The sequence below is a fragment of the Streptomyces sp. NPDC104761 genome (assembly GCF_055583445.1).
In genome coordinates this window covers 148429-162064 of sequence record NZ_JBVJNZ010000009.1, presented here as the reverse complement: position 1 = coordinate 162064, position 13636 = coordinate 148429, and the positions used below count along the sequence as shown (strand labels likewise).

General features: G+C 71.6%; 10 protein-coding genes and 2 pseudogenes. 10 read left to right on the top strand and 2 right to left on the bottom strand.

Going from position 1 to position 13636, the window contains the following annotated elements:
- Positions 1–26: 26 nt before the first annotated feature.
- A complete protein-coding gene (locus ACZ63F_RS24745; protein ID WP_469713774.1) occupies positions 27–818 on the top strand; it encodes a glutamate racemase in 792 nt (263 codons plus the stop codon).
- Between the two features lie 89 nt (positions 819–907).
- Positions 908–1465, top strand: coding sequence for a hypothetical protein (locus tag ACZ63F_RS24740; protein ID WP_351956202.1), 558 nt, complete (start codon positions 908–910; stop codon positions 1463–1465).
- 10 nt (positions 1466–1475) lie between these two features.
- Here the strand turns inward: ACZ63F_RS24740 and ACZ63F_RS24735 are convergent, their stop codons facing one another.
- Positions 1476–2447: an O-antigen ligase family protein gene (locus ACZ63F_RS24735; RefSeq protein ID WP_469713976.1), complete on the bottom strand. Its 972-nt coding sequence runs from the start codon at positions 2445–2447 to the stop codon at positions 1476–1478.
- A 266-nt stretch (positions 2448–2713) separates the two neighbouring features.
- Here ACZ63F_RS24735 and lnt point away from each other — a divergent pair, with 266 nt between their 5' ends.
- The 4 genes from lnt to ACZ63F_RS24715 all read left to right on the top strand — a co-directional run bounded on the left by lnt (position 2714) and on the right by ACZ63F_RS24715 (position 7797).
- Positions 2714–4327: an apolipoprotein N-acyltransferase gene (gene lnt, locus ACZ63F_RS24730; protein ID WP_469713771.1), complete on the top strand. Its 1614-nt coding sequence runs from the start codon at positions 2714–2716 to the stop codon at positions 4325–4327.
- Positions 4328–4394: 67 nt separating this feature from the next.
- Positions 4395–4874 (top strand): NUDIX hydrolase, encoded by a 480-nt coding sequence (locus tag ACZ63F_RS24725; RefSeq protein ID WP_352367665.1) that lies wholly within the window; start codon positions 4395–4397, stop codon positions 4872–4874.
- Between the two features lie 54 nt (positions 4875–4928).
- Positions 4929–5753, top strand: coding sequence for a 3-hydroxybutyrate dehydrogenase (locus ACZ63F_RS24720; RefSeq protein ID WP_469713769.1), 825 nt, complete (start codon positions 4929–4931; stop codon positions 5751–5753).
- A gap of 76 nt (positions 5754–5829) precedes the next feature.
- Positions 5830–7797, top strand: coding sequence for a helix-turn-helix domain-containing protein (locus ACZ63F_RS24715; RefSeq protein ID WP_469713768.1), 1968 nt, complete (start codon positions 5830–5832; stop codon positions 7795–7797).
- Between the two features lie 32 nt (positions 7798–7829).
- Here ACZ63F_RS24715 and ACZ63F_RS24710 read toward each other — a convergent pair whose 3' ends face one another.
- Positions 7830–9197 carry an MFS transporter gene (locus tag ACZ63F_RS24710; RefSeq protein ID WP_469713767.1) on the bottom strand — a complete coding sequence of 456 codons (1368 nt, stop codon included), beginning with the start codon at positions 9195–9197 and terminating at the stop codon, positions 7830–7832.
- 563 nt (positions 9198–9760) lie between these two features.
- Here ACZ63F_RS24710 and ACZ63F_RS24705 point away from each other — a divergent pair.
- The 4 genes and pseudogenes from ACZ63F_RS24705 to ACZ63F_RS24690 form a co-directional block, all read left to right on the top strand.
- A pseudogene (locus ACZ63F_RS24705) lies at positions 9761–10065 on the top strand (IS1380 family transposase); the annotation flags it as partial.
- A 212-nt stretch (positions 10066–10277) separates the two neighbouring features.
- Positions 10278–10841, top strand: coding sequence for a TetR/AcrR family transcriptional regulator (locus ACZ63F_RS24700; RefSeq protein ID WP_469713766.1), 564 nt, complete (start codon positions 10278–10280; stop codon positions 10839–10841).
- Positions 10842–10914: 73 nt separating this feature from the next.
- The gene (locus ACZ63F_RS24695) at positions 10915–11817 is read left to right on the top strand and encodes an SDR family NAD(P)-dependent oxidoreductase (RefSeq protein WP_469713764.1); all 903 of its coding nucleotides are present in this window, start codon (positions 10915–10917) and stop codon (positions 11815–11817) included.
- Between the two features lie 274 nt (positions 11818–12091).
- Positions 12092–13379: pseudogene (locus tag ACZ63F_RS24690) on the top strand (transposase).
- Positions 13380–13636: the final 257 nt, after the last annotated feature.

The window sequence follows — 13636 nt, the reverse complement described above, 5'->3', positions numbered from 1 at the left end:
AACGGCCCATCGTCTATCGTGGCCGGGTGAAGATCGCGCTCATCGACTCCGGAATCGGCCTGCTGGCGGCCACCGCAGCGGTACGGCGGCTGCGCCCCGATGCCGATCTCGTCCTCTCCTTCGATCCCGCGGGCATGCCCTGGGGCCCCCGTACCCCCGAAGGTGTCACCGAGCGCGCCCTGGCCGTCGCCGAGGCCGCCGCCGCCCGCCGGCCCGACGCGCTGATCATCGGCTGCAACACGGCGACCGTGCACTCCCTGCCCGCGCTGCGCGCGCGCCTGGAACCCGGCATCCCGGTCATCGGCACGGTCCCGGCGATCAAACCGGCCGCCGCAGGCGGCGGCCACGTCGCCATCTGGGCGACCCCCGCCACCACGGGCAGCGCGTACCAGCGGGGACTCATCGCGGACTTCGCGGGCGGTGTACCGGTCACCGAGGTGCCCTGCTGGGGACTGGCCGAGGCCGTCGAGCACGCCGACCAGGCCGCCATCGACGCCGCCGTGGCCGCGGCGGCCCGGCTCACCCCCGGCGACGTCACGGCCGTGGTCCTGGGCTGCACCCATTACGAACTCCTGGCGGAACGTATCCGCGCCGCCGTCCAGCGCCCCGGCGCCGCCCCCCTCGTCCTGCACGGCTCCGCGGGCGCCGTGGCCGCCCAGGCGCTGCGCCGGATCGGTGCGCAGCCTGCCCCCGGCGCACTGGCCACCGGCACGGTGACCGTGCTGCTCAACGGCCAGGAGGGCGAACTGCCCGAGGCCGCGCTCGGCTACGCCGAGGCCCGGCTGCTCCGCACGGCCAGTCCTGCCGCGTCCCAGTGAACCCTCCGGGTCCGGGCATACCCCCGATGTGAGCAGTCACCCTCCGCAACGCGGTGCCCGCGCAGCGAAACCTGAGTAATCTCGTGGATATGAGGGACCACCCCCGCGACCACTCCCCGGACGAGGACGCCTCGCACCCGGATGTCTGGACCGGGCGCGCCACGAACCGGGTCCAGTGGCTGCTGGCGCTGGTCGGCGCGGCCTGCATGGCGCTCGGTATCGAACTGGCCGTGGACTCCGCCTGGAACTCGGGCGTCACCGCGCTGGTGATGGCCGTCGTGGGCTGCATCGCCGCCGGACTGCTGGTCCTCTTCGGCACCCTCGCCTTCGTGCACGTCGACCTGAGGCTCGACAGGGAGTGTCTCGAAGTCCGCTGCGGTCATATAGGAGTACCGCGCCGTCGCATCCCGCTCTCCCATGTGGCCGGCGCGGACTTCTCCCCGCAGATCACCCCGCGCCACTGGGGCGGCTGGGGCTACCGCTGGCGCCCCGAGAAGGGCACGGCCGTGGTCGTCCGCCGCGGCGAGGGCATCGTCCTGCGTCTGTGGGACGGCCACACCTTCACGATCACCGTGGACAACGCCGAGTCCGCGGTGCGCGTCATCAGGGAGCGCCTGCGGACGATCACCCCGGGCACGGCGCACTGAGGCAGCGGGCTCACCCGTCAGGTGCCCCGGCCACCCAGGGGCGTGCCGTCGCGAGACCCGCCAGCAGGCCCGCGCCCACCGACACCGTCGTGAAGCTCAGCGCGTTGCCGACCGCGGCGATCACGGCCAGGGCGGTGAGTGCCGCGCCCGCCGTGAGGACGACCGGGGTCGAACGGGGGGACCGCCACAGGGCGTAGAGGATCCAGCAGAACGCGGTGGCCAGCAGCAGGACGCCGACCAGGCCCTGCTCGGCGGCCAGCTGCAGCGGCGCGGAGTGCGGCGTGCCGTCCGGCGTCAGGGCGTTGGACGCGGTGCCGCTCAGCTCGCCGAAACGCCCGGGGCCGATGCCCACGGTGGTGTTCCGGTGCGCGAGATGCAGGGCGTCCCGCCACAGCTGCACACGATGCGCCGTGAGCGGGCCCTCCAGGGCGGAGGTGAGTCCCTTCGGCAGGACATCCGCGGCGACCGCCCAGACCGAGCCCGTCACCAGCGCGGCCGCCAGCGCCAGCCCGGCGACGGCCGGGCCCCGCCGCCGCACCCGGCCGGCGGCGAGTGAGCACACCAGGACGACAGCGCCGGCCGCGCAGCCGGCCGCCGAGCCCACGGCCGCCCCGGTCACCGCGATCCCGGCGGCCAGCGCCCGCAGCCCGAACCTCAGCGCCGGAACCGGCGTCGCCCACGCGGCGCAGCACGCGCCGCCCGTCGCGAGTACCAGCAGCGCCGCGACGGCGCCGGCCTGGCCGAGCGGAGTCGTGAGCTGGGGGCCCTGCGCCAGCCGGGGCATCACGACTGCGAACGCCGGCCCGGCCAGCGCGCCCGCACCCGGCGCGGCCACCGGCAGCAGCGCCCCGGACATCCGCCCCGCGGCATAACCGGCGGCCACCGCGAGCACCGCAAGCAGCACACCCTCGGGCCGTCCGTCTCGGCCGGTCGCCGAGATCAGGGCCCACGCGGCGCACGCCCCGAGCACCACGACGCCCACCACATCAGAAACGTTTCGTCTGTCGTTGTCGTTGTCGTTGTCCGCGCCCTTGTCCCTGTCCCTGTCGGCAGCGGACGTCGTGCCGGTCGACCCCACCGTCGCCCCCCGTACCCCGGTCCCCCGACCTGCGGCGGGCCCCGCCGCCCGCCTCGGCACACCGTAACCGGTGATGCCCGCTTTGTGGACGACTTGCGCGGGAACGGTGTGATTCCTGCCCGCCGGGACCGTGCTGTCGACCGCAAGGTCAACCGCCGTACACTCCCGGAGTGACCGTCACCGCAACTTCCGTGGACCAGTCGGACCAGCTCACACCGCGCCCCGCGCCCCGCGCCCGCGCGCTCCGGCTGCTCCGCCGCCTGGTCCCGGCCGCCGCCTCCGCGCTCAGCGGAGTGCTGCTGTACGTCAGCTTCCCGCCGCGCACCCTGTGGTGGCTGGCGCTGCCCGCCTTCGCCGGATTCGGGTGGGTGCTGCGCGGCCGATCCTGGAAGGCGGCCCTCGGCCTCGGCTACGTCTTCGGGCTCGGCTTCCTGCTGCCCCTGCTGGTGTGGACCGGTGTCGAGGTCGGCCCCGGGCCGTGGCTCGCGCTCGTGGCCATCGAGGCGATCTTCATCGCACTGGTCGGGGTGGGAGTGGCCGCGGTCGCCAAGCTGCCGGCCTGGCCCCTGTGGGCGGCCGCCCTATGGATCGCGGGCGAGGCGGCACGCGCGCGTGTCCCCTTCCGCGGCTTCCCCTGGGGCAAGATCGCCTTCGGCCAGGCGGACGGCGTCTTCCTGCCGCTGGCCGCGGTGGGCGGCACCCCGGTGCTGGGTTTCGCCGTCGTCCTGTGCGGCTTCGGCCTGTACGAGGTGGGGCGGCTGGCCGTCGAGGGCCGGCGCACCCGCGAGGTCCGGCGCGGGGCGGCGGCCGTGGCTCTGCTGAGCGTGGCCGTGCCCGTGGTGGGCGCGGTCGCGGCGCGGGGGCTGGTGAGCGACAAGGCCGAGGACGGTTCGGTCACCGTCGCCGTCATCCAGGGCAACGTCCCGCGGGCCGGCCTGGACTTCGCGTCGCAGCGGCAGGCCGTGCTCGACTACCACGTGAAGGAGACGCTCAAGCTGGCCGCCGACGTCAAGGCGGGGAAGGCCGCCAAGCCGGACTTCGTGCTGTGGCCGGAGAACTCCTCCGACGTCGACCCGTTCTCCGACGCCGACGCGGCCGCCGTGATCGACGGCGCCGCCAAGGCGATGGGCGTGCCCATCTCGGTCGGCGGCGTCGTCGAGCGGGACGGCAAGCTGCTCAACGAGCAGATCCTGTGGGACCCGGTCAAGGGCCCGACCTCGACGTACGACAAGCGGCAGATCCAGCCCTTCGGCGAGTACCTCCCGCTGCGCGGTCTGGTCGGCGCGATCAACAAGGACTGGACCAGCATGGTCCGCCAGGACTTCAGCCGGGGCACCAAGCCCGGTGTGTTCGACATCGACGGCACCAAGGTCGGCCTCGCCACATGCTACGAGGCCGCCTTCGACTGGGACGTGCGGGACACCGTCACGCACGGCGCCGAGATGATCTCCGTGCCGAGCAACAACGCCACCTTCGACCGCAGCGAGATGACCTACCAGCAGCTCGCCATGTCCCGGATCCGCGCGGTCGAGCACAGCCGGACCGTCACCGTGCCCGTGACCAGCGGCGTCAGCGCGATCATCATGCCGGACGGGACGATCACCCAGAAGACCGGCATGTTCGTGCCCGCCTACCTGGTGCAGAAGGTGCCGCTGCGCACCTCCGAGACACCCGCGACCAAGCTGGGCATCCTCCCCGAGATCGCGCTGGTGCTGGTCGCGGCCGGCGGGGTCGGCTGGGCGGTCGGGGCCGGGATGCGCGGCCGGCGCGCCGGTGACGCGTAGCCGTACACCCGCCGTACGCCCCGTTGCTTCTGCCGGGTGCGCGGAACCGGGCCGTTAGGGTCGGGCCATGGCTACTCCTGACTTCATCCGCACGATCCGGGCCGCCGCCGGACACCAGCTCCTGTGGCTGCCCGGGATCACCGCCGTCGTCTTCGACGACGCGGGCAGAGTGCTGCTCGGCCGCCGCACCGACACCCGCAAGTGGTCGGTCATCGGCGGCATCCCGGAGCCGGGGGAGCAGCCCGCCGCCTGCGCCGTGCGGGAGGTCTTCGAGGAGACGGCGGTGCGCTGTGTCGCCGAGCGGGTGGTCCTGGTCCAGGCACTGAACCCCGTCACCTACCCGAACAGTGACGTCTGCCAGTACATGGACATCACCTTCCGCTGCCGGGCCGTAGGCGGCGAGGCCCGCGTGAACGACGACGAGTCGCTGGAGGTGGCCTGGTTCGACGTGGACGCGCTGCCGGAACTGAACGAGTTCGGGGTGTTCCGGATCAAGCAGGCCATGTCGGATGCACCCACATGGTTCGACGCTACGGCTTTCAGCTGAACTATGTGTGCTGACGCCATGTGGGAGCAGGGGGCCGGCACCTAGGGTCGACCCATGAGTTCGCCCAGCACCCGCTCCGCCGCCGTACCCGGCGCCGCCCCCGTCCCGGACCTGCGCGGCCGCACCGCCCTCGTCACCGGTGCTGCCGGGGGCATCGGCCGCGCCTGCACCCTGCGTCTCGCGGCCGCCGGTGCCCGGGTCAGAGCCGTCGACCGGGACGAGCCGGGGCTGGCCGAGCTGGTGGACTCGGCCGGGCGGGCCCTGGACCCGGCGGGCAACGGGGCCGTCGAACCGTACGCCCTCGACCTCACCGACCTGGACGCGGCCGAACACGCGGCGGCCGGCACCGACGTCCTCGTCAACAACGCGGGCATCCAACTGGTCCGCCCCATCGAGGAGTTCCCGCCGGACGTCTTCCACACCGTGCTGACCGTGATGCTGGAGGCCCCGTTCCGGCTCATCAGGGGCGCGCTGCCGCACATGTACGGGCAGGGCTGGGGGCGGATCGTGAACGTGTCCTCCGTCCACGGTCTGCGCGCCTCCCCCTACAAGTCCGCCTATGTGGCCGCCAAACACGGTCTGGAGGGTCTGTCGAAGACGGCCGCTCTGGAGGGCGCGCCCCATGGGGTCACCTCCAACTGTGTGAACCCGGGCTATGTGCGCACCCCGCTGGTCGAGAAGCAGCTCGCCGACCAGGCACGGGCGCACGGCATCCCCGAGGAGCGGGTGCTGTCCGAGGTCCTCCTGACCGACAGCGCCGTCAAGCGGCTCGTCGAACCGGAGGAGGTCGCCGAGGCCGTGGCCTATCTCTGCGGCCCCCAGGCATCCTTCGTCACGGGCACCTCGCTGGTGCTCGACGGCGGCTGGACGGCCCACTGAGGGAGCGGAAGGCGTCGGCCCGGCGAGTTTTCCACAGGCCCGACGGGCCGCAGCGGCGATGCGGAATCCTGTGACCATGTCTCGCGATCACGTGCAGTCCGCCGGGCGGCCGGTCCCGGCCCCGGCGGCCGGTGTCCTCGACCTGGGCGGCGAAGTTCCCTGGGATGCCGAACCGGCGTACCTCGAACTACTGGCCAGGGGTGCCTCGGCGGAGGCGTACGAGCAGCCGGTGCTGCTCGCCCGCGCCGAGAACCGGCCGCCGGAGCGGATCGCCGCCCTGGAACGGGCCAAGCTCCTCGCACTGCGGGTGCGCACCGAGCTGGAGGGCAGACGCCGACGCGAGGCCGAGCTGTCCGCCCTGTTCGAGACCGCGCACGACCTGGCAGGACTGCGGGACGTGGACGCCGTGCTCCAGGCCATCGTCCAGCGTGCCCGCTCCCTGCTCGGCACCGACGTCGCCTACCTGAGCCTGAACGACCCGGCGCGCGGCGACACCTACATGCGGGTGACCGAGGGCTCGGTCGCCGCCCGCTTCCAGCAGCTGCGGCTGGGCATGGGGGAGGGGCTCGGCGGACTCGTCGCACAGACCGCCAGGCCGTACGTCACCGACGACTACTTCAAGGACGACCGCTTCCGGCACACGCTCACCATCGACGCCGGCGTGCGCGACGAGGGGCTGGTCGCCATCCTCGGCGTACCGCTCATGCTCGGGCCGCAGGTCATCGGGGTGCTGTTCGCGGCGGACCGGCGGGCACGCGTCTTCGAACGGGAGCAGATCGCCCTGCTCGGCTCCTTCGCCGCGCTCGCCGCGGCCGCCATCGACACGGCGAACCTGCTCACCGAGACCCGTTCGGCCATGGCCGGACTGGAGCGGGCCAACGAGATCATCAAGAGCCACAGCGCCGCCGTCGAACGCGCCTCGGACATCCACGACCGGCTCGCCGAACTCGTACTGCACGGCGGTCAGGTCCAGGACGTGGCCGACGCCGTCTCCCAGGTCCTCGGCGGCACCGTCGAGTTCACCGGCACCGCCGACCCGCCGTCGCTGGAGACGTCGCGCTCGGAGGGGCACGCGGTACGCCACGGCGGCGACTGGATCGCCGCGGTCGCCGCGGGCGGCGAACTCCTCGGCGCGCTGGTGCTGCGCGGCCGTCCCGGCCTCGACCCCGTCGACCAGCGCACCCTGGAGCGCGCCGCGATGGTCACCTCGCTGCTCCTGCTGGCCCGCCGCTCGGCCGCCGAGGCCGAACAGCGGGTGCGCGGCGAGCTGCTGGACGACCTCCTCGATGCCCGCGACCGCGAACCGCGCCAGCTGCGGGACCGCGCCGCCCGGTTGCACGCCGACCTCGACGCCACGCACGTCGTGCTCGCCGCCCGCCCGGAAAGCCCGGTGGCGGACGCCGAGGAGGCGGCGGCAGCGCGCCGCCGGCTGTGGTCGGCCGCCTCCCACCTCGCCGGCACCCGGCACGGCCTGGCCGCCGCCCGCGACGGCGGCACCGTCCTGCTGCTGCCCCTCGACCCCGGCGACACCGCCGCCGACGTGGCCCGGCGTACCGCCCAGCACCTCGGCACCGCCGTCCGCCGGCCGGTGACCGTCGGCGCCTCCGCCCCCGTCACCGGCCTCGCCACCCGCCCCGAGGCCGTGGCCGCCGCCTACGCCGAGGGCCGCCGCTGCCTGGACGCGCTGAACCTCCTGGGCCGGGGCGGCGACGGCGCCGCCGCAGAGGACTTCGGCTTCCTCGGCCTGCTCCTCGCCGGGGAACGGGACGTCACCGGGTTCGTCACCCGCACCATCGGCCCGGTGGTCGCCTACGACAGGCGGCGCGGCACGGAACTGGTGCGGACCCTCGACGCGTACTTCGCCTGCGGGGCGAGCCCGGCCCGCACGAAGGACGAGCTCCACGTCCACGTGAACACGGTGGCCCAGCGGCTGGAGCGGGTCGGACGCCTCCTCGGCGACGACTGGCAGAGCCCCGCCCGAACGCTGGAGATCCAGCTGGCGCTGCGCCTGCACCGGTTGGGGGCACCGCCGGAACACCGCTGATCCCCCGGGGACAGGGGACCAGCGGCGCGGGCTCAGCGGGCGGCCACGTCTTCGCCGCGCGCCGGGACGGTCGCGGCGTCGTCGTCGGCCAGGTCACGCCGCCGGGACTCCTTGGCCACACCCACCGCGATCAGGGTGAGCACGGACGCCGCGATCACGTACAGGGCGATCGGGGTGGAGCTGCCGTAGTCGGCCAGCAGGGCGGTGGCGACGAGCGGGGCGGGCGCGCCCGCGGCGACGGAGGCGAACTGGGCGCCGATCGAGGCGCCCGAGTAGCGCATCCGGGTCGCGAACATCTCGGCGAAGAACGCGGCCTGCGGCGCGTACATGGCTCCGTGCAGCACCAGGCCGACGGTCACCGCCAGTACCAGGTACCCGAACCGCCCGGTGTCGGCGAGGGCGAAGAACGGGAACATCCACAGCCCGATCCCGGCCGCGCCCAGCAGATAGACGGGCCGACGTCCGACCCGGTCCGACAGCGCGCCCCACGCCGGGATGACGGCGAAGTGCACGGCGGAGCCGATGAGTACGGCGTTCAGCGCGGTCTGCTTGGAGACACCGGCGGAGGTGGTGGCGTAGACGAGGACGAAGGCGGTGATGACGTAGTAGCTGATGTTCTCAGCCATGCGCGCGCCCATCGCGACGAGCACGTCACGCCAGTGATGCCGCAACACGGAGACGAGCGGCGGCTGTTCGGCCCTCCCCGCGCTTCGCCGGGCCTCGGACCTGGCCAATGCCTCCCGGAACACGGGCGATTCGTCGACGGAGAGCCGAATCCACAGACCGACGACGACCAGCACTCCGGAGAGCAGGAACGGGATCCGCCAGCCCCAGCTCGCGAAGGCGTCGTCCGACAGGACGGTGGTGAGCAGTGACAGCACGCCGGTCGCCAGCAACTGGCCGGCCGGCGCCCCGGTCTGCGGCCACGATGCCCAGAAGCCGCGCCGGCGCGCGTCCCCGTGCTCGGAGACGAGCAGGACGGCTCCGCCCCACTCGCCACCCAGCGCGAACCCCTGGACGAGCCGCAGGAGCGTCAGCAGGACGGGCGCCGCGGCGCCGACCGTCGCATGCGTGGGCAGCAGCCCGATCGCGAACGTCGCCCCACCCATCAGCAGCAGACTCAGCACGAGCAGCCGCTTGCGCCCGAGCCGGTCGCCGTAGTGCCCGAACACCAGAGCACCGAGCGGCCGGGCCGCGAACCCGACCGCATACGTCAGGAACGACAGCAACGTGCCGACGAGCGGGTCGGAGTCCGGAAAGAACAGCTTGTTGAAGACGAGGGCGGCCGCGGAGCCGTAGAGGAAGAAGTCATACCACTCGATGGTGGTGCCGATGAGGCTGGCGGCGACGATTCTGGGGAGGCTGGCGGGGGGTGGGGGAGCGGTGGTACCGGAGGCCATGTGCGCCACTTCCTCGTGTGCGGTGGGGACGGGTACGTGTCGGCACACCGTAGAAACATGCAGGTCAGGCGCACATGTGGTAGGGCAACATAGTTCGGGGGACGGCTATGCGTGTGGCCACCATGTCGGCCCGCGGAAGGGCGGTTCAGGGCCTCGCAGGTGGTCGAAACGACTGCTGTCCGGGACGCGTAGTTCGGGGTGATTTGACGGTGCGGTGCTGACTCCCGTGCTGGTTTGGCGCTGAACGGCCTGGACTCCGCTGACTGCAGGCCGTTGAGGTAGCCGCTGAGAACGGCTCGGTTCCTGCCGCACCCCAGATCCGGTGCCCTTCGCGGCCGGCGGATGGAAGGGACGGTTGCGCAGCCGGAGCCGGCCAGCAGTTGGTGGCGCACCCGCTCCGACAGCGCAGCACGGCCGCGGGTCCCGGCCGTGACCTGCCTAGCCTCGCGCTTTCACGAGGCTCGTTGTCCGATGCTGGATCAAATAAACGGAGAGTGCCCCTGAACTGCATCGATAGGACTTGTCGAGGGTCCTGTCAGCTGCAAGGGAAAAGCACTCTGCAGATGAAGAAGGGCAGCGGGTCGTACCCGCCTGTCCGTGCCGAAGGCGGCGGTCGTGGGGGGCCTGGGCCGGGTCGGTGCTGGTGGTCTAGACGGTCCGCAAGTCCGGCCCTGGATGCCGCGAGGTCTGCGGCACCGGCGCCGTAGCGCAAACCGTAGGCCGTGCATGATCCGGGCAAGATCCTGCTGGACGCGGCTCTGGTCGTCGCACTCGGCGAGACTGCCTGGCCGACGTCGGCGTGCTGCGAGCCGAGCCGGACCGGCTCGGGGCGGTGGCCTCCGGCCCGACCGTCTCCCGTCTCTTCGACACCGACAAGGAAATAAGAACCTGGTTCCCTTTGCTTGAAGGTCGGGCGGCGGCAGGCGGGCGGTCCTTGGTCTCGGCCGTGACAAGACAACCGCGCCTGAGCCGACCGAAGCTCAAGCGGGTGGCTGCGTGGGGATACCTGCTGCGGTGTACGCCGAGGGAAGAGCGACCCCTACATTTGACTGACCGATCACTCTCCTACATGCTGTCCTCATGCCCAGACCGAGGAGCGACGACAAGCGCGCGGCGATCATGGCCGCCGCCACGCGGATCATCGCTGCTCAGGGGCTGGGGGCGGCGACGGCGGCAATCGCGAAGGAAGCCGGCGTCTCGAACGGGTCACTGTTCACCTACTTCGACACCAAATCGGATCTACTGAACCAGCTTTACCTGGAGCTGAAGGGCGAGATGGGGGCAGCCGCACTCGGCGGCCTGCCCGCAGCCGATGCGCGCACCCAGATGCTGCACATGTGGTCACGATGGATGGACTGGGCAACGGCCAATCCCCTGAAGCGCCGCACTCTGGCCCAGCTCCAGGTCTCCGACGAGATCACGGCGTCCACCCATGAGTCCGCAAACCGGACCATGGCAGGCATCGGAGAGATCCTGGAGCGCAGCAGGGCGAACGGCCCGATGCGCGATGCCCCGGCGGCTTTGGTGTTCACGCTGTCCAATGCCCTGGCTGAGGCCACCATCGACTACATCATCGGCGACCCGGACCGCGCCGACGAGCACAAACAGTCCGGTTTCGACGCACTCTGGCGCATGATCGGCTGACCCGCCCCGGCCCACTTCCTCGCACTCACGCACACCCGTTAATGACTGACTAGTCAGATAACTAAGGAGCGCCATGCCCGACAGGGTCTACGTCATCACCGGCCCGACCTCCGGCTTCGGCCGCCGCACCGCCCTCGAACTGGCCAAGCACGGCACCGTCGTGCTGGTCGGCCGCAACGCGGCCAAGCTCGACGACGTGCGCAGCAGCATCGAAGGCAGAGGCGGAAAGGCCGTGTCCGTCATCTGCGACCTCTCGGACCTGACGAGCGTGCGCCGCGCCGTCGCTCAGATCACCGAGCTCGGCCTTCCGATCACTGGCGTGCTTAACAACGCCGGGATCTTCCCCAACCGTCCCGGCACGAACACCCTCGGCTGGGACATCGCCTACGCGACCAACCACATCGGGCCTTTCGTGTTCACCGAGACGCTCGTGCCCCACCTCGCAGACGGCACACAGGTGGTGTTCATCGTCTCGGCTGTGGAGGATCCGGAGCGCAAGGCCGCCACCATGTCCGGTTTCCGCGGCGCCCGGTACATCTCCGCCGAGGCGAGCACCCGTGGCGAGTGGAAGCCCGGCGGCTCGAAATTGCCCGGCGGAGACGCCTACGCCACGTCCAAACAGTGCAACCTGGCAACGGTGCTCGCCTTCGCCCGCGAAACACCCCGACTGCGGTTCAACGCCATCGAGCCCGGCTTCGCTCCCGGCACGAATCTCGGCCGTGACGCCGGCCTGTTCCTGCGTCTGCTGTCGAAGTACGTGCTCTCGCCACTGGCCCCGCTCATCAAGTACTGGACCAACCCGGGGACCGCTGCTCGCATGATCACCCGGATACTCACCGATGAATCGGACACCACTGGCGTCTACTACGACGAGAAAGGACGACCAATGCGGGGTTCCGCACAGGTGCACGACCCGGCGTTCAACGCGCGGGTAGTCGCCGAGACCCGTGCACTACTGGGGACAGTGCACGTCTGAGGAAGGACTTCGGGTGGCCCCTGGGCAACCGGACTCGGCCCACCGTTCGGATGGCTTCGCCCTCGCTTGGCCTGCACTTGCGAGGCATCGAGCGTGTCGCGAGAGAAGTCCAGCCAGTGAGCCTTCCGCAACCGGTCCAGCAACACCTGTTAGCCACGCGCCTTTACGCGGCAGGGTGTCGGGTAGGTGATCAAAAACGCGAGGAGTGCTTCTGGCCTGCAACGGTGACACGGGTCCAGGGTCCAGGCCGTCGCAGGAAAGAAGCACTCTCCAGATGAAGAAGCGTATCGGGTCGTACCCGCGTGTCCGCATCGAGGGCGGCGGTCGGGCGGTGGTCTCACAGGCCGGAAGTGGGCTGCTGGTCGAGACCGTCCGCAAGGCCGGCCTGGACACCGCGATATCCGCGGCGCTGACGCCGTGGCGGAAGGTTCGGGCGGTGCACGATCCGGGCAAGATCCTGCTGGACGTGGCCCTGCCGGTCGCGCTTGGCGGGGACTGCCTCGCGGACGTCGGCATGCTGCGGGCCGAGCCGGCGGTGTTCGGGCCGGTGGCTTCCGACCCGACGGTCTCCCGCCTCATCGACTCCCTCGCCGCCTCCGGACCGAAGGCCCTGCAGGCGATCCGTTGGGCGCGGGCCCGAGTGCGTGAGACTGTCTGGCAGTTGGCCCACGAAAAGGCGCCCGATGCCGAGGGGACGGTGACCGTCGATCTCGACGGGGTGCTGGTGATCGCGCACTCCGACAAGGAGGACGCAGCCCCCACCTGGAAGCGGACCTACGGGCATCACCCCTTGATGGGGTTCGTGGACCACGGACCGGGGGGCACGGGGGAGCCAGTCGCGGCCCTGCTGAGGCCGGGGAACGCGGGCTCGAACACCGCGTCCGACCACATCACACGACTTCGTGGCCTGGCTCGCCCAGCGCGGTCGTTGGCTGTCCTACTCGGTCGGCATGGTCATCACCGACACCATCCACAACCGCGTGCTGAAAGTACCGGCGTCGGCCTGGACGCCGGCCGTCGAGGCGGACGGCGAGATCCGCGACAGCGCCTGGGTCGCCGAACTCACCGGCAACGTCCCGGACGGCTGGCCCAAGGGCATGCGGCTGATTGTCCGCAAGGAACGGCCCTACCCCGGAGCCCAGTTGAGGCTCACGGACGCGGACGGCATGCGGCTGACGTGCTTCGCCACCAATACCTCGGGGCGGCCGATCGCGGAGCTCGAGCTCCGTCACCGACTGCGGGCGACGGCCGAGGACCGCATCAGGGCCGCCCGGGCCACTGGCCTGCGCAACCTCCCACTGCACCGCACTGCCCAGAACCGGATCTGGCTGGAGATCGTGCAGATCGCGCTCGACCTGTTGGCCTGGATGCCGATGCTTGCCCTGACCGGCAAGGCCCGCCTCTGGGAACCCCGCCGCCTGCGACTCCGCCTGTTCAGCGCGGCCGGACAACTCATCACCACCGGCCGCCGGCGGATCCTCCGCGTGGCCCGGCACTGGCCCTGGACCAGCCACATCACCGCCGCCCTCGACCGGCTCACACTCCTACCCAACCCCGGCTGACCAGCAGGTCGTCCCGCCCCTACGAGACAGCCCTCCAGCCGGAACAGTGGAACCCGGCGTCCACCCGAGACGACACTCGGGCCTTCAGCCTGCACGGCCTCCGCCACCAGCAACAAGGTGGGGCGCCGACACCCTCCGCGGCCCCCCACAAAGGGCCCAGGGCCCAAGCACGTTCTTTTTGTTACAATCCAAAAAGACGTGGGCTTCCCACATGAGCGGTGTGGGGCTTCCCTCCGAACCCATTCTCCTCTTCCACC